This window comes from Paenibacillus sp. MAH-35 (genome assembly GCF_058135425.1).
This window is the reverse complement of sequence record NZ_JBYUPU010000010.1, coordinates 58,721-79,972: the sequence shown is the minus strand read 5'-3', so window position 1 is coordinate 79,972 and position 21,252 is coordinate 58,721. Positions and strand designations below refer to the sequence as shown.

Genomic DNA, 21,252 nt, shown 5'->3' with positions numbered 1-21,252 from the left:
AAAGGGATTTCCCCTATACTTTGGCGGAATACTCCCATAGGATGCGGGCGTCGGTTCGGGTACCTTAAATATTGAGACCCGAATAAGACAGATCGTACAAATGCAGAGCTAAAGATGTGGCTTGAAAAGGGGGAATTGGCCGCTGGCAGCGTCTTTTCATCCCATAAGATAAGTTCTGGAATCGTACCAGGAGTCAATGAAACTCACTCCTGCAGCAAACTCTAGGCCGGATATTTCCGTCCGGCCCTACACAGGGAGGACCGCAGCATGACTCGGAAGATCGACCGCAAAGCGTTAGTGACCCGCCATAATCCGGTAATCCGGGAATGGCTGCCGTTATCTCCGCTCTCCGTCGGCAATGGCGAATTCGCTTTTACCGCCGACTTGACCGGACTGCAGACGTTTCCCGAACGATATGAAGTGCCTTTAGGAACGCAATCCCAATGGGGCTGGCATCACTCCGGAGGCAAAGGGCGTTGGAGCCTGGACGACGTGCGGATGCAGTACCGGGATGAGCAGCGGCAGCGGGGCGGTTACCCGGTCCGCGCGGAAGACCGCGAAGAACCTTACCACTGGCTCCGGCAAAATCCGCATCGGCTGCAGCTCGGCCAGATCGGCTTCCGGTTCGAGTCCGAAACCGGCGTACCGTTGACGGCCGAACAAATTACAGATGCGGAGCAGACGCTGGACTTGTGGAGCGGGACGCTCGTCAGCCGTTTCCAGGCGGACGGCGTGCCCGTGCAAGTCATTACTTGCTGCCATCCCGAGGCCGACCAGCTCGGGGTGACGGTGGACAGCCGCCTCGTGGCCGAAGGCAGATTGAAGCTGTCCGTCCGGTTTCCCGCCCCCGGCATGACGTCGAGGGAGTGGAGTGATTCGATCCGGCTGAACTGGGACGAGGACGATTCGCATCATACAGAATGGAAGCGCTATCCTACGGATAACGGCAACCGGGCGCGAATCATAAGGACGATGGACGACGACGGCTATTCCGTCGAGCTGGGATGGAGCGAGGGCAAACTGGTGGCTGACGACGACCTTCCGCATTCGTTTGTTCTTCACGCCGCAGGCGTAAAGGGACGGTTTGAATTTACCGCCGTGTTCGCAGCGGCGGGCCGGCTGCCAGCGATAACCCCCGCAGCCGAGATCGGGCAGGCCAGTCAGATTCACTGGGAACGGTTTTGGCTGGAGGGCGCAGCCGTGGAACTCGCGGGCAGTACAGACCCGAGGGCATTGGAGCTGGAGCGAAGAATCGTGCTGTCGCAATATTTGACGGCGATTCATAGTGCGGGCTCGATCCCCCCGCAGGAAACGGGATTGATGTACAACAGCTGGTTCGGCAAGCCGCATCTGGAGATGCATGGGTGGCACGCGTTCCATTTTCCGCTGTGGGGCCGGTCTTCGCTGCTGAAGCGCAGTATGGACTGGTACCATGCGATCCTGCCGCAAGCCCGGAGTCTCGCAGCCTCGCAGGGTTACACCGGAGCACGCTGGCCGAAGATGGTCGGGCCGGAAGGGGAGCAAAGCCCGTCAGGCATCGCACCGCTGCTCATCTGGCAGCAGCCGCATCCGATCGTGATGGCGGAGCTGCTCTACCGGTCCGATCCGGATGGGGATACGCTTCAACGGTATGGGGAACTCGTGCTGGAATCGGCCGAGTTTATGGCTTCCTTCGCCGAATGGGACGAACCGCGTCAGCGATACGTGCTCGGTCCGCCGGTGATCCCCGCCCAGGAGCGCCACAAACCGGCGGAGACGTGGAATCCGACCTACGAGCTGGAATATTGGCGTCACGGGCTGGAGACGGCAATCGCTTGGGCGCAGCGGCTCGGCCGGAACGTTCCGGAACGGTGGCATCACGTCTGCGAGCGTTTGTCGGAGCTGCCGGAAGCGGACGGCGTTTATCTGGCACACGAGAACTGCCCGGACACGTATACGAACGTTAATACGGATCATCCGTCGATGCTGGGCGCATTAGGCATGCTGCCGGGCAAGAAGGCCGATCCCGAGACGATGCGGAGTACGCTGCTGCGGGTGATGGATGTCTGGCGCTGGGAGACCACCTGGGGATGGGATTACCCGATGGCGGCGATGACGGCGGCCCGGCTTGGGGAAGGCGGTCTGGCGGTAGATTTGCTGCTTATGGATGTAACGAAAAATACGTATTTGCCGAACGGTCACAATTACCAAAGGCCCGGCTTGACGGCGTATTTGCCGGGTAACGGCGGTATGCTGACCGCGGTCGCGATGATGGCGGGCGGATGGATCGGAGGACCGGAGGAAGAGGCTCCCGGTTTCCCCCGGGACGGCAGCTGGATGGTGCGTCAGGAAGGTTTGAACGCTTGGATGTAGAGGCATTAGACAGATACATACGTCGGAGGAGAGTGGAACTTATGGCAAACGGGATCGGGTATGCGGTGTTCGGACTGGGTGTGGGCAAAAGCCACGTTGCCGGTGCGGTGAAAGCGGCGGGCTGCAAGTTCGTAGCCATTTGCGATATAAACGAAGCGTTGCTTCACAAGATCGGCGACGAATACGGGATCGTTCCGGAGAACCGGTATACGTCTTTTGCCGAGCTGCTCCAGCGTCAGGATATAGCGGCCGTCAGCATCTGTACCCCGAGCGGGATGCACCGCGACCATACGGTGATGGCGCTTCGGGCGGGGAAACATGTGTTGACCGAGAAGCCGCTCGAGATCAATCTGGAGCGAATCGATGAGATGGTCGATACGGCAGCGAAGGAAAAGCGCTTTCTCGGCTGCGTTTTCCAAAGCCGGCTTGCCCCGGCCTACCAGTTCATTAAAGAAACGATCGACAGCGGCCGGATGGGCCGGATGGTGACCTGCAATTTTCATCTGAAATGGTACCGGGAAGAGGATTACTATCGCAAAAACGGCGGCTGGCGCGGGACGTGGGCGATGGACGGGGGCGGCGCGATCATGAACCAGACCGTTCACACGGTAGACCTGATGCAGTGGCTTATGGGGCCGATAAGCGGGATATTCGCCAAGGCGGGCACCTATAACCATACGATCGAGACGGAGGATACCGCCGTTGCGGCCGTTACGTTCGGGAACGGGGCGATCGGGACGTTGATCGGCACGACCTGCGCGTACCCGGGTCTGGAATCTTTGGTTCAAATTCACGGAACGCATGGATCGATCTATGTGAAAAACCATCGCATCGAGCTGTTTAAGATGGCCGATGACGATAAAGACTTTACCGGCGAGAAGCGGGTGCTCGATATGTACGGGGCCGGCCGCTCTTCACAGGCGGATGGGGCGGCGGGATTGAAGACCGGGCATGCCGGGCAAGTTCAGGATATGATCGATGCGGTCCTCGAAGGCAGGCCGCCGCTTATCGAGGGCCGGGAAGGCCGCGCCGCCGTGGAGATCATTCAGGCGTTGTACGAATCGGCCCGGACGGGACGAGAGGTCACCTTGCCTTACAAGCCGGCGGCGGTTGCGCTATGATACAAGAACAGGCGGACGCCGCTTTGGCCAAGCGTATTCCGATCGGCTGCTGCCTGACGGCAGGAACCTTTATGCCGCAGGGGGCGGCCGGAGCTTCGTCGTCCGACGTTCGGGATGATCCGGTGGAGCGGCTGCTTGCGGGCATTGCCTGCATCTATGCCGCCGGCTACGACTTCGCCGAGCTGGCCGCAGGCGCGATTACGGCTTTGCCGGAGCGGGAGTTCGACCGGCTGCGGGGCGAGCTGGCGGTTAGAGGCTGGAGCATCCCGGTCTATAACAGCTTGATCCCGCCGACCTTAAAACTGACCGGTCCGCTCGTCGACGACCGGGCGATCGCCGACTATGTCGGACTGGCGCTCGGCCGGGCGGCCGCCACCGGTGCCGAGGTCGTCGTCTTCGGAAGCGGCGGAGCCAGGAGCGTACCGGACGGCTATCCGGTCGGGGCCGCGATGGAGCAGATCATCCGCTTCCTGCACCTGTGCGGCGAGCATGCAGCGCGATGCGGCATTACCGTTGCGATTGAACCGCTGAACCGCAAGGAAAGCAACATCATCCGGACTGTCGCCGAAGCTTGGCAGGTGGCGGAGGCGCTTAAGCTGTCTCACGTCCGGGTGCTGGCCGACGCGTATCATATGCACGCGGAAGGCGAGCCGCCCGACATCGCCGGAATCGTGGCCAGGGCGGGCATGCTGGCTCACGTCCATTACGCCGAGCCGGATCGCCGCTTTCCGGTCGGCGAGGCGAAGGGGACGGCGGAGACCGGACCGTCGCGCGAGGCCGGACAGCCGAAGAGTGAACGGGCACCGAGCGCCCGGACCGGCATCGGAAGGTTGTTTTCTCTGCTTCATGAAAGCGGATACAGTGGGAGAATATCGGCCGAATGCATGGAGCCCGAAGGGCTGCGGAATTGCGAGAAATCTTTGCAATACGTACGAACGATCCAGGACGAAGTCCTTAACAGAGGTGAACGGAAGTGACGGTTTTATTGAAATTAAACGTTCAAGCGGGTCCGCGTGACCGTGAATGTTGTCCGGTGTCTTACCGCCTGCCTGCCGACCCCCCACAGCTTGGCGGCATTAGCGGGGGCAGACTCGGGATGATCGGACCGGATGGCGCGCCTGTTGCCCTGCAAAGCGAAGAGAGCGGCGGGGGTGTAACGCTCACTTGGATCGTCGACCGCCTGGAAGCGGGACGATCAGCGGTTTACTCGATCGTCGAGGCGGCGGATAGCGAAGGCGGCCCGGATGATGAGGTACGGCTGGCCGAGACGGAGACCGGTATCGAGGTGCACATCGATGGACGTTACTTTACGTCCTACGTTTTCGATCCGCAGCTCGCCAAGCCGTATCTCGGACCGGTAATCGGCCCGGAGGGCGAAAGCTTTACAAGGCTGGACTTCGAGACGAGCGAGCACCCGCATCACCGGTCCGTCTGGCTCGCCGTCGGAGACGTGAACGGAATCGACGTGTGGAACGAGCCGAAGGAACGGCATGGCCGCCAGCTGACGTCAGAGCGGCCTGAGCGGATATCCGGTCCCGTGTATGCCCGGATTACGGCTCCGCTGCGATGGTGCAGCTACGGCGGCAAAGCTCAGCTGGCGGAAACGCGGACGATGACGTTTTACCGGACTCCGGCCGGGGGGCGGATCGTGGATCTCGATTGCGAATTGACGGCGCTCGGCCGGGTCGAGTTCGGGGCGACGAAGGAAGCGGGGCCGCTCGGAATCCGCGTGGCCGAGTCGATCAATGCGGACAACGGAGGGACGATCGTGAACGCTTTCGGATCCGTCGGGGAGAAAGAATGCTGGGGGGAGCGGGCGCCCTGGTGCGATTACTACGGCAGGACCGCTTCGGGTATTCTCGGCATCGCCGCCTTCGACCATCCGGACAACGCGGATTTCCCGACACATTGGCATGTGCGCGACTACGGTCTGCTCGCCGCCAACAACCTGTACTTTATGGGGGGCAAGCTGTTCTCGAAAGGCCTGTCGATCCGCTACAGACACCGTCTATACTTTCACGAGGGGGATACGGCTTCGGCGAAGGTCGGGGATAAATACCAGGATTACATTCATCCTCCGGCGGTGGAGCTCGTTTCAAGCTAAAGACAAAGGAGGAAGCGGAATTGAATGCGGACAATCTGGCTCGCGGCAAGCGGGAGACGACTACACTCGTGATGCGAAAGCCGGCCTCCTGGTGGGGGAACGGATGGAGAGAAGCGCTGCCTTCCGGCAACGGCACGATCGGAGCCGCCGTCTACGGAGGCGTGAGCAGTGAGACGGTGATGATCAATCACGCGGAGCTGTGGTATGGCGGCACGGTTGGTCAACTGCCGGACGTCAGCTATACGCTGCCCGAAGTTCGCAGGCTGATGGATGCGGGCGAGTACCGGGAAGCCAGCGGACTGCTGGCCGGGACGCTAACCGAGCAGGGCTACGAATCGGTTCGGGAAACGCCGCTGCCCCTCGCCGATTTGAAGATCGGGCAGCCCGCGAGGGCCGGTTTCCGGCATTACCGGCGAACGCTCGATATGGAGAGCGGGGAAATCAGCGTACGCTGGGAGGATGGCGGCACGGCTTATGAACGGGCGCTGTTCGTCTCCAGAAGCGACGATCTGGTCGTATGCGAGCTGCGCGGCTCGGGAGCTCCGGTCGATGCCGAGATCGGGCTGAAGCCGCATGAGAAAGGGGACGGAGCGTCCTCCGGCATCCCGAAAGCGGTCGAGGAGTCGTGGGAGGCGGTGGCGGAAGGCGGCTTTATCCGCTATGCGGCTTCGGCCGGGGATGGTATGGACTTCGGGGCCGTGCTGCGGGTTATTCCGCAAGGCGGCACGTGCACGATGACGGCGGACGGGGGGAAGCTGACCGTACACGGAGCGGATTCGATCTTGCTGCTCCTCCGGCCGTTCGTACGCACCGCTCGTGAACAAGCGTGGCCGCTGCTTGAGAGTCGGCTAGGGGACATATCGGACAGCTATGAACAACTGTTAGCCCGTCATACGGCTATCCATACTCCCTTGTTCCGTTCGGCGGAAATCCGGCTGCTCGACGGGAAGCGGGCCGCTTCGAACGAGGAGATGCTGCTGGAGGCGTACGAGGGGGAGCTGCCTCCGGGAATGGCCGAGACGATGTGGAATTACGGCAGGTACCTGTACATTTCCGGGACGAAGCCGGAAGGACTTCCTTTTCCGCTGTACGGCTTGTGGGGCGGCGATTACAAAGCGGTCTGGAGCCACCATATGGCCAACGAGAACGTGCAAATGATGTCGTGGCATGCCGATGTCGGCGGATTATCCGGCTTGACGCTCTCGCTGATCGGGTATTACGAGGAGCGGATGGACTCATTCCGCGAAAGCGCACGGAAGCTGTTCGGCTGCAGGGGCATCTTCATTCCGGCCGGCACGACGCCGGGCAATACGTCACCGTTTCAGGTCGTTCCCGTTATATTGAACTGGACGGGAGCTGCAGGATGGTTGGCCCGGCATTTTTACGATCACTACTTGTTCACGGGCGATACGGACTTTTTGCGAAACCGCGCTTTGCCCTTTATGAGAGAAGTCGCACTGTTCTACGAAGATTTCTTCGTCACGGGCGACGACGGGATGCTGGTCTCGTACCCTTCCGTATCTCCGGAAAATACGCCGGGCAACTTTATGCCGGAAGGCCACTCTTTCGCCGTGGCGCATCCGATGCCGACCGCGATCAACGCCTTGCTCGATTTCGCGATCGCCAAAGAGCTGCTGACGAATCTGATCGAAGGAAGCCGAGCCGCAGGGGTGTATGAAAGCGATATCGCGAGGTGGGCGGACTTGCTTAGCCGCATCCCCCCTTACGAGGTAAACGGGGACGGAGCCGTTAAGGAATGGCAGCATCCGGATTTCGAGGACCGCTACCAGCACCGCCATATCTCGCATATGTATCCCGTATTTCCCGCACATGAGGTGACCCGGGAGAACGACCCGGAGCTGTTCAGAGCGTTCGTCCAGGCCGTAGAGAAACGGCTCGTCATCGGAATCGGGGACCAGACCGCGTGGTCGTTCGCGCATCTCGCCAATCTGTACGCCCGCATGGAGGACGGCGAACGGGCGCTGGAATGTTTGGCGCTGCTTGCCCGCTCGTGCCTGCTGACTAATTTCTATACGGTGCATAACGATTGGCGCCATATGGGCGTTACGCTCCATTACCGGAGAGCTCCGGTGCAGATGGATGCGAATATGGGCTGGGTGTCAGCGGTGCAGGAAATGTTGCTCGGGGTATCGCCGGATACGGTCCGGCTGCTCCCGGCACGGCCGCAAGCGTGGGTGAAAGGGGAAGTGAAGCGGCTGCGTTTCTGTACCGGAGCCGTCTCGTTCTCCTGGGATGCGGAGCAGGGAACATTCGAGGCGGAGCTGCATGCCGACAGAGACACGGATATTCGTCTTCGGCTGCCGTCCGGTTTCGGCAAGCTCCGTATGTACACGGCTGACGGAGATCGGACCGCTGAGGAGGAAGGGTATGCGGTCCGGGTCCGGTTACCCGCCGGGGAGAAGCTGGTGATAACGTCGGAGCCGGCCGCTAGCGGGCAGGAAGCCGTCCCAATCTCGCACACTGCGGGACAACGGAATTAGCGTGGAAAGGAGAGTAGGTGACGCATGGCATTCAGAACGCTGCAAGAACAGTTTCGCGATCCGGTGGACGAATATACGCCGATTCCGTTCTGGTTCTGGAACGATGCGCTGACGGCGGAGGAGATCGTCCGGCAAATCGGCGACTTCGCGGAGAAAGGGGTGATGGGATTCGTCATTCATCCGAGGATGGGGCTGCCGAAGTCGATCCCGTATTTGTCGGAACCGTATATGGATCTGGTAGAGATAGCAGTGAAAGAGGCAGATGCCCGGGGGATGCAGGTGATTTTGTACGACGAAGCGATGTACCCGTCCGGTTCCGCTCAAGGCAAAGTGGTGGAAGGCAATCCGGAGTATGCGAGCCGCGGTTTGAAAATGGCCGAGTTCGGCTGCGGCGGGCCGATCTGTCTGGACGGCGGTTCCGGCCGGCCCGGGGAAGGCGGCGGCTCAGCCGTTCTCGAACCCGGCGACCGGCTCGTATCGGCGCAGGCGGTTCGCCTTCAGGATGATCGCCGGTTATACCCGGGGACGCGGCCGGTGGTGCTGCAGCCGATGGACGGATGCGTGACGTTTGTCCCTCCGGATGAGGAGGGCTGGTCGATCGTGCTGTTTATCGAGACCCGGTCACGCGGCACGATCCGCGGCGTCCACTTCGGGGAAGACGACGGCGAGCCGAACGCTCCGCCCGCAGCCGACCTGCTTAACCCTTTGGCGACCGCCAAATTTATTCGACTGACTCACGAGCGGTACTATGAACGGGTCGGAACGTACTTCGGGCGGACGATCCGGGGGATGTTCACCGATGAGCCGGATATGCTCGGCCGCCGGCATATCAAAGGGCTGCACGTCTGGACGGAACATTTTCTCGACGATTTTATCCGGTCCGGGTGCGAAGAATCCGATCTGGTGCTGTTATGGCTGGAGACGGCTGATTCCCCGGCGGATGCGGGGCGGGTCCGGAGCCGTTACCGCAAAGCGGTCCATGACCGGCTGAGCGCTTCCTACTACCGGCCGCTATCCGAATGGTGCGCCCGGCACGGCATCGCGTTCACCGGACATCCGGCGGCGAGCGACGGGATCGGGCTGCAGGAGCACTTCCACATTCCCGGCCAGGACGTCGTCTGGCGCTGGGTCGGTCCCGAGGGAGACACGGCGGTCGAGGGCAGGCACAGTACGGCGGGCAAGTGCTCGTCCGACGCGGCCCGGCACCGCGGACGGAGAAGAAATCTGAACGAATTTCTCGGGGTGTGCAGTCCCGGAGGAGGATGGGCGCTAAGCGGCTCGGATATGAAATGGTATATCGACTGGCTCGCCGTCCGCGGCGTCAACCTGTTTTGCCCGCACGCCTTCTACTACTCGATCACAGGGGAGCGCCGCAACGAACGGCCGCCCGATGTCGGACCAAACAATATTTGGTGGCCGCACTATCGGCTGTTCGCAGATTATATGAAGCGGATGAGCTGGCTGATGACGGACGGCGTTAATGTGACGCCGATAGCCGTTTTATGCCGGGAGGACTGGATGCCGTGGCGGATCACGAAGCCGCTATACCAGAACCAGCTCGAATTCAATTATTTGGAGGAGAGCTTGCTTACGGGAACGGCACAGGTGAAGGACGGCGAAATGACAATTCAAGCCCAGCGCTACCGGGTGGTGCTGGTCGAGGACGAGGGACGGTTTGGAGCGGAGACCAAAGCGGTGCTTGCCCGCTTCGTGCAGCAGGGAGGCCGGGTCGTCCGGCTGGCGGCTGAAGGAGACGACGGAGCATGGCCGGGAACGACAGCGATTCGGGAGCCGGATGAGGTCGTGGCGGAGCTGGACCGGCTGACCGGGAGAGACGTCACCCTATCGCCCGCATGCCCGCATATCCGCGTCAGTCATCTGATCAAGGACGGCAACCATTTTTATGTATTTGTCCATGAGGGAGAGGAGCCGTACTCCGGAACCGTTCGGGTAAAGGAGGCCGGACGCGCGGAGCGGTGGGACGCCTGGGAAGGGGGAAGCGTTTTCCCTGTAAAGTACGCTCCGGGCGAAGAAGGCGGTATGAATGTCGCGCTGACGATAAACAGACGAGAGGCGGTCATCCTCCGTATCGACCCGTCTGCGGCACCTGAATACATCTTTTCGGCAAAGTTTGGTGATGGAGAAGGAACGTTCGTTAGTTTATTCTCTGATTGGCTGGCAGCTGTACACGAGGAGGAGCAGCCGCATTCAATCCGTCTCGGCAGTTGGACGGAATGGGAAGGGATGGAGCGGTTTTCCGGTACCGTCACTTACACCCGTTTCTTTACGGCCGATGGGACTTCTCCGATCCTGAGAGCCTGCCTGGACCTGGGTGAGGTGCATGAACTCGCGGAAGTTTGGGTAAACGGACAACATGCCGGCGTTAAGATGTGGAAGCCTTACACCTTTGATATTGCGGCCTTATTGAAGCAGGGGGACAACGAGATTCGCATCCAGGTGACGAACAGTTTGGCTAACCGGTATGACGGTGCGGGCTTGCCGTCAGGGCTGATCGGTCCGGTAACGATCGGGCTGAACTAGTCGGGGAACAGGGAATGAATGCCCAAAAGGAAAGCCGGGAACAAAGCAGGGAAGCAAATTCCAATGGGGGGAATGAACAAATGATTCGTCAGAACCAAATCGGACGTTTACTCGCATTGCCCGTTCTGTGTGCTACATTGCTTTTGGCTGCTTGCGGAGGTAAGGAAGCTGGTACGACGACAGGGGACGTGCCCAAGCCGGAGCCGGAACAGCCGGCGAACCTGGTCGTTTACTCGAACAGCGGAGATTCGGTGGAAAGCTGGAACGAACGTTTTGGCAATGCCCTCAAAGAGAAATTTCCCCACTATACGATTAAATATATTGCCAAGCAAAAAGATTACGGGATGAAAGAAGTGCTGACTTCCGGCGAAACGATCGATATTTATTGGGATTCGATCGGCGGTTTCGCATCGGGGCTGCTCGACAACGGACTGGAATACGATATGACCGAACTGGCGAAGAAGCACGGCGTCGATTTTACCCGGATCGAGAAGACGGTGGCGGACTCGGTTAAGCAGATTTCTGCGGATCAATTATACGGCATTCCGGTTTTTAACAACAACATGGTGCTGTATTATAACAAAGACATCTTTGACAAATTTGGCGTCCCGTATCCGAAGGACGGCATGACCTGGACGGAGGCGAACACGCTGGCCGCGAAGCTGACCCGTTTTGACCAGACGCAATATATCGGCTTGTCCTCGTCGCAGACGCATATGCTGATGATGAACCAGCTGTCGATTCCGTTCGTCGATCCGGTTACGGAAAAGGCTACTTTGTACGCCAATGAGAAATGGAGAGAACTGTTTAACACCGTATTCGTCGGCCCCAGCAAAACAACCGGATACGTGGAATACATGAAGGCGCACAAAGATGCAATTCCGTACCGCGAGGAATTTCTGACGAGCCGCGAGGTGGCGATGTTCGCCTGGTTGTCCTCGATCGTCTTCGTCTTCCCGGACGATTATAAGAAAATGAACTGGGATATGGTATCGCTGCCTACGTTCGATAACCTTCCGAAAGTCGGTTCTCAGGCTTACCCGACTTATTTCGCGGTAACTTCGATGTCCAAGCAGAAAGATCAGGCGATGAAGGCGATTGCGTACCTGCTGTCCGATGAAGTTCAGACGAAGCTGTCGAGAATCGGAGTCATGCCGGTACTGCAAAAAGAAGCGGTCATTCAAGTGTACGGTCAAGACAGCCTTTTTAAGGACAAAAACTTAAAAGCGGCTTTCTACAACAACTTTGCTCCGATCCCGTTCAAGTCCCGTTACGACAGTACGCTGCTCACTCCTTATGCCAAAACCGTGCCGAAAGTCGTTATGGACGGAGATTATAATACGATTTTCCGGGCAGCGGAAGAAGAGACGAACAAAAAGATCGAAGCGGCCAAAGCCAAGTAACAGGTACAGCTTCATGAAAATGATACAAAACAGAAACCTCACATAAGCTTGACTAAAATGTGAACGATCAGTTACAATAACAACAATCGCATCAAAGGGGAGTAGCTACTACAGCAAAGTCGTCATTACGGGACGCGAACCGTCCTCGGCTTTGTTGGCAACGTCTACCGTTGTAAGCAAGACCTTTGCCGAACAAGGTAAAGGTCTTTTCGTTTTTCGAAAAACGGCCTTTGCCAGTAAGGGTGAGGTCGTTTTTGTTGTGTCCAGACAAAGCGGCGCTTGTCCGACAACCAATTTAGGAGGGATCAGGATGGAATGGTTCACTGCTGACATGTGGTCTGCCTTGCTCGCAATTATCGTCATTGACCTGGTGCTTGCCGGGGACAACGCGATAGTCATCGGGATGGCAGCTCGGAACTTGCCGAAGGAACAACAGAAGAAAGCAGTTATATGGGGGACGGTAGGGGCTGTCGTGATCCGCGCTGCTGCGACGCTTGCGGTTGTATGGCTGCTCAAAATACCGGGCTTGCTGCTTGCGGGCGGAGCGTTCCTCGTATGGATCGCGATCAAGCTGCTAATCGACGATAAAGGTCATGATAACGTGAAAGCGGGCACGACGCTCGCCGCTGCGATCCGGACCATCGTCATTGCAGACGCCGTTATGGGGATCGACAACATTCTAGCCGTCGCTGGAGCTGCGCATGGGGACTTCATACTCGTCGTAATCGGACTGGCTATCAGCGTACCGATCATGGTATGGGGCAGCACGCTGATCCTGAAGCTGCTGGAGAAATTCCCCGCTACGCTGTATATCGGGGCAGGGGTTCTCGCTTTGACCGCTGGTAAGATGATGGTGGGTGAGAACTTTGTGAAAGCATGGATAGGCACAGGATTCCTGAAATGGACGATCGTTGTTCTCGTCGTCGTAGGCGTTATGAGTGCCGGTTATGCGATCAAGAAGTCGCGCGCAACCAAAGCGGTAGACGGATCGCGGAACGGAAGCGAGCCATCCAAAGCGTCTTGATCTAGTTCAAACAGGACGGCCCGGGGGTACTCCAGGCCGCTCTAAATAAAAAACCTCCAGACTGCGTATAGGCTGCCCGTTCGTTGGATGAACCGACGAATCGGACCTATAGCGCAGAACTGGAGGTTTTTTTGTGTGAATTGTCGATTGGAGAAGCGCTGCAGGCTTCCGCCTTCTCACCGCGCCGTTAAGGAAGAGTCAAGCTGTCTTTTTCCACGAAAGTAGACAGGTCGTTTGCTTTAATCATCCCTTTGGACAACGTATACAGCGTATCCCCGATATACAGAATGCGTTCTACATTGCGATCGCTGCCGTACCAGCCGTTGCCCGCCTTCTTTTTCTCCTCTTCGCTTATGTGTGTGATGGACGCCTTGCGATCAAACCCGCTCTGCAGATCAAGACGGTATACATAAGCTCCCTGGAACGAAAATTTGCCTGAGCCGGTAGTAAAACCGTCCGTGGCTGAATCCGTCGACTCATAAACCGTAACGGGGAACGCCAGCAAATTGTTTTCTTTGGAGTACAGCAGCGCTTTATGATTGCGGAGCAGTTCCGAGTCCGTTCCCCGGCTGCCGATCACCTCTTTATGTTTCTCAACCGGGTTCGAGACGTCCGTTACGTCAAATAACGAGAGCTTCATGCCTTGCACGTATACCATCGTCGCCGGATTCGGGTTTTTGACGCCTTTGACCGGAACCTCGACCGTTTCTTTGCCGAAGCCGATCAGGTGGTTCTCGTCGTAAGGATGCAAGTAATCGCTGAAGCCCGGAATTTTAAGCGCGCCGAGAACGGTAGGGTTCGCCGGATTCGTAAGATCGAGGGCGAACAACGGATCGGTATTCTTGAATGTGACCATGTAGGCGCGGTTGCCCATAAACCGAACCGAATAGATCCGCTCTCCCGGAGCGATTCCCTCGATTTTGCCGAGCGGCTTCAGCGCTTCGTCCAGCGTGTACAGGTTGTTTTTCGACGTATTCTCGTCCGTTCTCCACATGTCGCCCGTCGTCGTGGCGATGCGGAAAATGCCGTTGTGCTCATCCATCGAAAACTGGTTCAGCACCGCACCGGGTACGTCCCCCTGAGTGACGAATTTGGTCTTGCCCTGCTCCAGCCGGAATTTGTAGACGACGGTTTTACGTTCGTAAGCCGGCGGCTCGACCCAGCCTTGTATTCTGGCATCCGGTCCTGGCGTCGCGGGGGCCGCCGAATCGTGGCGGGTCTCCGCCGGCATGATGCGGATCGGTTCTGTTTTGCTGACGGCGGCATACAAGTTGTTCTCCGAGGCGAATACGTTCTGCCCGGAGCCGAGGTAGGCCGATACGTCCATAGCTTGGCCGGGACGGCTCAGGTTAAAGCCGCCGATCAGCATATAGTTCGCTTCCGGAGAATCCGGGAAATAGCGGATCTCGCCATAATCGATCGCCTTCCATTCGTCCGAGACGGCTGTGTCCCGGTATGACGGTGCATGTTTCTTTGCCTCGTCTTCGGTCGCGGCGCCGCTTGGGGACTTGGCTATAAACGAATAACGGGCGTTTTTGTTCGTGATCAAATAAACAGCGTCGCCGATTTTCCGGGAAGAGACGTAATTGCCGTCCAGCTCGAGCTCGCGCTGCTTCTTCGGAGCCGACTTGTCGGTAATGTCGTAGACGACCGCTTTGGTGACGGAGGATGAAGGAAGCACGGGCGCGATTTTGATCATGACGCCGCCCGGGGCCTCGACAGGAGCCGGCATCGGCTCGGCGGCAAGGTTGTTCACATTCCGGTTGGTCGTGCCGATAACGATCATGTGTTTATCATCTACATAGAGCTCGCTGGGCCGAAACGATTGACCGTCGAAATCGACCATGCTTTCTAATTTCATTTCGTTCGAAGGAAACGCCTTCGTAATGATGACGCGTCCCCGGTTTACCTGGTACATATAAGTGCCGTCCGTCTTCACGACGTCTGCTTCGTCCACGCCTTCGACTTGTGTGTTGGTTTGGGAATACTCGCCGCTTTCCGACTGTTTGGCTTTTGCCTCGACGGGTGCCGCAGGCGCTGCCGCGACGCTATCCGACTGGCTGATGGCATTCGACGTCTCCGACTTTTCCATCACGGCGGTACTGCTTTTTTCTCTGAACAGTCTTAGGTCGCTGGTTGAGCCGGACACCACCTGTGTCTTCTCCAGCAGCGCTTTCAAATTGTCATAGCTGCCAACCGTCGGCAGCGCTTGCAGCGGATCGATCGACACGGTACGTGTGGCGTCGTTCCAAGTGACGAGCGTATCAAACGATTCGCCGATGAAGCGGAGAGGGACCATCGTGATGTCGCCGCTCAGGCGGGGAGCCGCTTCCAGCCGGATCGGCTGGCCGTTTTTGACCGCGTCCGCAGAGCCCAGGGTGAGTATGATCTCAGACGAATCTTTGCGCAGCAGGACCGATTGGGTGGTCTCGTCCCACTTCACTTCCGCTCCGAGCGCTTCCGCGATGTTGCGCAGCGGAACAAGGGTAACTCCTTCCACGAGCAGGGGATTGCGGTCGCCGCGAAAAGGCTGTCCGTTCAGGCGGATTTGGATGTCGCTGCCTTCTTCGCTTGCAGCTGCATGTACCTGCAGAGGCGGTTGATTCCCGGGCGGCGTTAGAGCGGCGGCCATAGCAACTACAAGCAGGCCGGTAAGAATCGGTTTTTTCAACGGGTATACCTCCTACCGTTTGTTGATTTCATTCAGATTGTACCTTTATTAACGGGAGGGATTGGGAAAATGTTGCAAAAGATGAAGATGAACCGAAACTTTATCGCATTACATGTGTATATTTGGTAAAAAAGGAGGTATAGGGTAATGAAGAAATTTATATGCGGTACGTTATTCGGGATCTTGCTGGCGTTTGCTCCATTTGCTTACGCATCCGGTACGCTGGAGATGGCGTTATTTCCGGTGAAGCTGTTCGTCAACGGAGAGCAGAAGGAGCTTCCGCCGGAACAGGCGATCCTCAGCCATAACGGGAGTACGTACGTGCCGCTGCGGTTCGTATCCGAGGCGCTTGGAGCGAAGGTATATTACGACGGGGATCAAGGGTCCATATCGATCAGCGCCGCTCCCTTTGCGCTTATGCCCAAGACGTACAGCTACAGTACGGCCCCGCTCAACGGCGATATCCAGAATCGCCATGTGGACCGGGAACGGTTCGCGGAGTTTCTATATAACACGCTGCAGAAAAAGCCCGATTGGATTCGGATCGCCCGTCAGACCATCGATGCCGGGCCGCTTCCGGCATCCATCGTTTTCGACGGCTATATGTATCATTACTTTGTCGACTATACGAAGTCGGATATGGATGATCGCATTATCTATTCAACCAGCTGCAATTCCTTGGAGGCCGTGAAGGGCGAGGACGGAACCTCTTACAGGTTGACCGAGTGCCGGGGCAAATCGAAGACGGAGAGCCTTTATATTACCTTGAAGGATTGATGATCACTCTGAACGAATGAACAAAGCCCCTGTCCGTCAAGGAAGGGGCTTTCAATCGGATAGGCGACGACGGGGACCCATGCCGGGTTACACTTCCACCCATTGCCGCCGCAGAGAGAACAGATCTTTCAGCTCGTCTGTCGACATCTCCGTAATCCATTGCTCGCCGGCGCCGACGATTTGTTTGCTGAGCGATTGCTTGCGCTCGATCATCTCGTCGATTTTCTCCTCCAGCGTGCCGAGCGTAACGAATTTGTGCACCTGCACCCGCTTCGTCTGACCGATCCGGAACGCCCGGTCGGTCGCCTGGTTTTCGACGGCGGGGTTCCACCACCGGTCGAAGTGGAAGACGTGGTTCGCCGCGGTCAGGTTAAGCCCGATGCCTCCGGCCTTCAGCGACAGCAGGAAGATGCCGCCCCCGTTCTCCGACTGGTAACGCTCGATCATCCGGTCGCGCTGGGCCTTCGCCGTTCCGCCGTGCAGGAACATAATTTCTTCCTTCATCTCCCTAGCCAGTACCCGCTGCAGCAGATGGCCGACTTCGACGAATTGCGTGAAGATCAGACAGCTGTCGCCTTCCAGCCGGAGTTCCCTGACCATGTCCAGCAGCCGCTCCAGCTTCTGCGAACGGGATACTTGACCCGTGGCAGCGGGACTTTCCTTCGTATAGGCGACCGGGTGGTCGCAGATTTGCTTCAGCTTGGTCAGCGCGGCCAGGATCAGCCCCCGCCGTTCCATCGGCGGAAGCCGGTCGAGCCGTTCGAACAGATCGCCGATCACGTTCTCGTACAAGGTCGCCTGCTCGACCGTTAACGAGACGTACGCCTTGGACTCCATCTTCTCCGGCAGATCGAGTTCGATCGCCGGATCGCTCTTGACCCTTCTCAGCAGGAAAGGCTGCACGAGCTTCTGCACCTGACCGATCAGTTCCTTGTCCTGCGTCTTCTCGATCTTGTTCGAGAACCGTTCCGTGAAGGAGCGCAGGTTGCCGAGATAACCCGGGTTCAGAAAATCAAAGATCGACCACAGCTCGGTGAGCCGGTTCTCGATCGGCGTGCCGGTCATGGCAATCCGGTGATCGGCGTCCAGCTTGCGGATCGACGTGGCTTGCTTCGTATAGGCATTTTTAATATTTTGCGCTTCGTCCAAACAGACGGAGCTCCAATGAACGCTCGTAAGCTCAGCTTCGTCCAGATGCGACAAGGCGTAGGAAGTGAGCACGAGATCGCAGTCCTGCACGGCTTCGGCGAACTTCTCGCCTTTGGCCCGGCCGGGTCCGTAGTGCAGCCGGACGTTCAGAGACGGCGCGAACTTCTCCAGCTCCTTCTGCCAATTGCCGAGCACCGAGGTCGGACAGACGAGCAGCGATGGCGACTGCGGCTGTTCCCGCTCGCGAACGGCCAGCAGGTAAGTGATCCACTGGATCGTTTTGCCCAGCCCCATGTCGTCCGCCAGACAGCCCCCGAGCCCGAACTTGCGCAGAAACAAAAGCCAGGAGGCGCCCAGCACCTGATAATGGCGCAGGGAGCCGTGGAAGCCGGCCGGCGTCTCCAGCTCCGTCACGCTCTGGGCGCGGCCCAATTGGCGAATAAAGCCGCGCAGATGCTCGTTAAGCTCCACTTCAATGCGCAGGGCATCCGTAGAGTCACGCGGGTCGCCGTCATCTCCGGAAGCTTCGCCCTCCTGAGGTCCGAGGAGATGCATTTCCAACACGTCGCGAAAGGACAACCCTTTCTTCTTGCGCACTTGACGTATCCACTGCTGCACCTGCTGCAGCATTTCGGGATCGAGCAGCACCCAGCGTCCGCGAACGCGAACCAGCTGTTTGTTGCCTTCGACCAAGCTGCGGAACTCGATCTCTTCCAGCTCGGCGTCTCCGATTGCGAGCCGCCAGTCGAATTGGACGATGCCGCTCAGGCCGAACAGCGATTGGCCGGCTCCGCCTACGCCCGGCCGCACTTTCGCTTTCAGCCGGGGCTTCGTTTTTCGAAGCTGTTCCCACCAGGCGGGGAGCAGGACCGATTGGCCGACTTCGGCCAGACGAATACTTTTGTCCGTAAGAAAATCCCATGCCTCCGCGTAGTCGATCTCCGTCCGGATGGACAGGCTCTCTTCTCCGGATTCGGTCCTATCCGCCTGCAGCCATGGAATGATGGCTGTCCATTTGGCAAAAGCCTGACGAATCCGCGAGGCGGCAAACGGAAGCCATTCCTCCGGACAGTTGCCGGCGGGCCGGCCGTCTGCGTCGCAGTCGACGATCCGCTCCGGATTGCTCCGGTCCTGCAAAATCGCCGTCAGCGACCAGGCTTCCTCTTGATCGGGCTCGGTCAGACGCAAGGCGGGACGGAACGGAGCTTCGTCCGGAATCCATCCGATCGAGACGAGCCAGTCGCGCTCATCCGTCCACAGGTCCTCAAGCGGGACCGCGGCAGGCTCGCCCGGGCGGGTGGCTGTATCCGTTTCCGGCTGCCGCGAAGCCGTATTACCGCCAGCATTGCCGTCCGGCTGTAACTCGCTCCCGGAAGGATCGCCGGAGCCCGTCTCTACTGCCTTCTCCGCCGCCGGATCATCTGCATCGGAGGTGGGCGGGACTGCCGAAAGCGCGGCCCGCCGCTTCCGTTCTGCGCCGTGAAGGACCACCTCCATATCGGGGTAGCGGGCCTCCATAATCAGTTGAACCCAGTCGTCGAAATAAGGAGGATACGTCACCGAAGACAAGCCAAGCGCCGTTGCATAGGCGTCTTCGTTCATCAGCTTCCAGCCCCATCCGCCGGCTTTCCATTTGGCGAAGTCGGGTACGAGGTTCCGATCCTTCACCGCTTCGGTAATCAGGCGGGAGACGTGATGCAGCGGCTTCGCCTCGTCGCTCCAGCGGATTGGTGCGTGCGGGTTCCATGCAGGCAGCGCGAAGTAGTCGGCTGCTTCCAGAGCCGGCAGCAATACGCCCTCCTGCCGATCCAGCTCGAGCACTTCGATGAACGTACCGTAAAAGGACGTTTCGTGCCAAGCAAACAGCAGTTGCTTCTGCGCCAGCGAATCCAGGGCGAATCCGCCCTGCTCGGCGCGCATCCAGAAGGAGCCGGACGCAATCCATCGTACGTGAACCGTTATCGGCGCCGTAGTCGTTTTCATCGGAGCAATTTTCCTTTCGCCAGTTCTTCCCGGAATGCGCGAAGCCGTGCGTACTGCTGAGACAATTTTTGCAGAAACAGCTCATACTTCTCCGGCTGTCCGGCCTGATGGTACAAGGCGCCCAGCTTCTTCAACAGACGGATCGCTTCTTTGTAGGCGGTACGGTTTTTCTGAACGATGCTTCTCTCGATCGTCTGGTGATACAGCGGGTATAAGATCGTCGGGTCCTGGGACTCGACAGCCCGCAGATCGGCCGGGTACAGCTCGAACACGGCCACGCGTTCGGCCAGATGGTAGCTAGCCCATTCCCGGAAGCGTCCGGTCTTGATCAGAAAGTCGGTGTAGACGTAGTAACTGGCGGGGAGCATGGACACGAGCGCACGCCCCCATTCGTCCTCGCGGCCAAGCTGCTTGGCCGCCTCCGTTGCGTAGCCGCACAGCGACTGAAACAGATCGCGGTCCGTCTTCCGGCATTGCGGCAGCAGCCATTCGAGCCACAGCCACAGCCTCTCCCACTGGCCGTTTCGTTTGAAATCGTTCGTATAATACAAAGCTTCCCCCGGATGAAACGAGGACGTTTCCCGCAAACGGCCCCAGGCGTCCTGATCATTGCCGGCGAGCACATCGAAATGAGCCTGGGCTTTCAGCCAGTCATCCCGCTGGCTGTCCGCCATCGTGCCGGAAGACGCCAGCAGCCGCCCGATTGAGGCGATCTCCCGTTCTACCCAGGGCTCGTGCACGAGCAGCCGTCCCCACAGCAGCCGGTACACATCCATCCAGCGGACTAGAGGCAGGGCGGGCCGGGAGGCGATAGACCGCGAGACAAGGTCGCCCAGCAGGAGCGTATGCTCCGGCCAGCGCCGGATCGATTCTTCGGGATCGGTGTCGTCCACGGCTTCCTCCAGCCGGCGCTCCAGCGCTTCCGCCGTAGTCCGGTAGGACATGAGACGGGGGGCTACCGTCTGACCTCCCGAATCGCAGTCCTGCTCCAGTCTGTTCAGGGTGACGACGATGCCGAGCAGGGTAAGCAGCTTCTTCGCTCCCGGCACCCACCAGGTCGAAGGGCGAAGCGCCGTCTGCAGGGCAGCGTCGTAATATTCGTCGATATCGTATTTATATTTGTTGTGACGTTCGGAGAACGCCTCGAATTCCTTCTCCGTATGCTCCAGCCACTCGTGTGCGGAAGCGGTATCCTTCAGAGAGACGGAAGCCGGCTGGGAGGAGGGAAGAAGCGCCGTCTGCCGGTGCAGCTTCGAGCTGCTCGGCTTAATGCGGGGCTCCTCCTGCTTCTGCTTCCATTCCTTCACGAAGGCGTCGGGACGCCCGTATACGGAATAGGCGTAGAAGTAGACGGCTGCCATATGCTTGCAAAATCCTTCATAAGGACAGGAGCATTCGCTCAAGCCGAAGAAGTCGAGGTCCAGCTTGACGTCGTATACCTCGCTGCCCTGCACCTTGGACACGATGGACCGGCCGGGCAGCACCTCGGTATTGTAGACGTACCCTTTCTGCTGGTACTCGAGTCCGCGTTCGACGATATGCAGTTCGAAATACTGGTGAATCTCTTCGCCGAGGCGATCGAGCTCTTCGCGGGTGATTTGCGTTTTCAGCATATACTGGGATCAA

General features: G+C 58.7%; 12 protein-coding genes. 9 read left to right on the top strand and 3 right to left on the bottom strand.

Translation table 11 applies throughout. The annotated features are described in order from the left end of the window. Positions 1 to 267: 267 nt before the first annotated feature. The 8 genes from AC3Y2E_RS13165 (at position 268) to AC3Y2E_RS13130 (ending at position 13,046) form a co-directional block, all read left to right on the top strand. The gene (locus tag AC3Y2E_RS13165) at positions 268 to 2,352 is read left to right on the top strand and encodes a glycoside hydrolase family 65 (protein ID WP_379210902.1); all 2,085 of its coding nucleotides are present in this window, start codon (positions 268 to 270) and stop codon (positions 2,350 to 2,352) included. A gap of 41 nt (positions 2,353 to 2,393) precedes the next feature. Next, positions 2,394 to 3,473, top strand: coding sequence for a Gfo/Idh/MocA family protein (locus AC3Y2E_RS13160; protein WP_379210900.1), 1,080 nt, complete (start codon positions 2,394 to 2,396; stop codon positions 3,471 to 3,473). Further along, a complete protein-coding gene (locus tag AC3Y2E_RS13155; protein WP_379210898.1) occupies positions 3,470 to 4,450 on the top strand; it encodes a sugar phosphate isomerase/epimerase family protein in 981 nt (326 codons plus the stop codon). Before AC3Y2E_RS13160 ends, AC3Y2E_RS13155 begins: the two co-directional genes overlap by 4 nt. Further along, positions 4,447 to 5,577: a DUF6807 domain-containing protein gene (locus AC3Y2E_RS13150; RefSeq protein WP_379210896.1), complete on the top strand. Its 1,131-nt coding sequence runs from the start codon at positions 4,447 to 4,449 to the stop codon at positions 5,575 to 5,577. The genes AC3Y2E_RS13155 and AC3Y2E_RS13150 overlap by 4 nt, the downstream gene beginning before the upstream one ends. A gap of 20 nt (positions 5,578 to 5,597) precedes the next feature. Further along, positions 5,598 to 8,078: a glycosyl hydrolase family 95 catalytic domain-containing protein gene (locus tag AC3Y2E_RS13145; RefSeq protein ID WP_483875098.1), complete on the top strand. Its 2,481-nt coding sequence runs from the start codon at positions 5,598 to 5,600 to the stop codon at positions 8,076 to 8,078. Between the two features lie 24 nt (positions 8,079 to 8,102). Further along, a complete protein-coding gene (locus tag AC3Y2E_RS13140; protein ID WP_379210894.1) occupies positions 8,103 to 10,619 on the top strand; it encodes a glycosylhydrolase-like jelly roll fold domain-containing protein in 2,517 nt (838 codons plus the stop codon). Between the two features lie 80 nt (positions 10,620 to 10,699). After that, the gene (locus tag AC3Y2E_RS13135) at positions 10,700 to 12,022 is read left to right on the top strand and encodes an ABC transporter substrate-binding protein (RefSeq protein ID WP_379210892.1); all 1,323 of its coding nucleotides are present in this window, start codon (positions 10,700 to 10,702) and stop codon (positions 12,020 to 12,022) included. A gap of 310 nt (positions 12,023 to 12,332) precedes the next feature. After that, positions 12,333 to 13,046, top strand: coding sequence for a TerC family protein (locus tag AC3Y2E_RS13130; protein ID WP_379210889.1), 714 nt, complete (start codon positions 12,333 to 12,335; stop codon positions 13,044 to 13,046). A gap of 187 nt (positions 13,047 to 13,233) precedes the next feature. Here AC3Y2E_RS13130 and AC3Y2E_RS13125 read toward each other — a convergent pair whose 3' ends face one another. Continuing rightward, complete coding sequence (locus AC3Y2E_RS13125; protein ID WP_379210887.1) at positions 13,234 to 15,717, bottom strand: beta-propeller domain-containing protein; 2,484 nt, start codon at positions 15,715 to 15,717, stop codon at positions 13,234 to 13,236. Between the two features lie 147 nt (positions 15,718 to 15,864). On the opposite strand from AC3Y2E_RS13125, the gene AC3Y2E_RS13120 reads away from it, so the two are divergent. Then, complete coding sequence (locus AC3Y2E_RS13120) at positions 15,865 to 16,494, top strand: copper amine oxidase N-terminal domain-containing protein (RefSeq protein ID WP_379210885.1); 630 nt, start codon at positions 15,865 to 15,867, stop codon at positions 16,492 to 16,494. A gap of 87 nt (positions 16,495 to 16,581) precedes the next feature. Here AC3Y2E_RS13120 and AC3Y2E_RS13115 read toward each other — a convergent pair whose 3' ends face one another. Together AC3Y2E_RS13115 and AC3Y2E_RS13110 are read right to left on the bottom strand one after the other, a co-directional pair. Beyond that, the gene (locus AC3Y2E_RS13115; protein WP_379210883.1) at positions 16,582 to 19,626 is read right to left on the bottom strand and encodes a DEAD/DEAH box helicase; all 3,045 of its coding nucleotides are present in this window, start codon (positions 19,624 to 19,626) and stop codon (positions 16,582 to 16,584) included. Beyond that, positions 19,623 to 21,239, bottom strand: coding sequence for an SWIM zinc finger family protein (locus tag AC3Y2E_RS13110; RefSeq protein ID WP_379210881.1), 1,617 nt, complete (start codon positions 21,237 to 21,239; stop codon positions 19,623 to 19,625). Before AC3Y2E_RS13110 ends, AC3Y2E_RS13115 begins: the two co-directional genes overlap by 4 nt. Between the last annotated feature and the right edge of the window lie 13 nt (positions 21,240 to 21,252).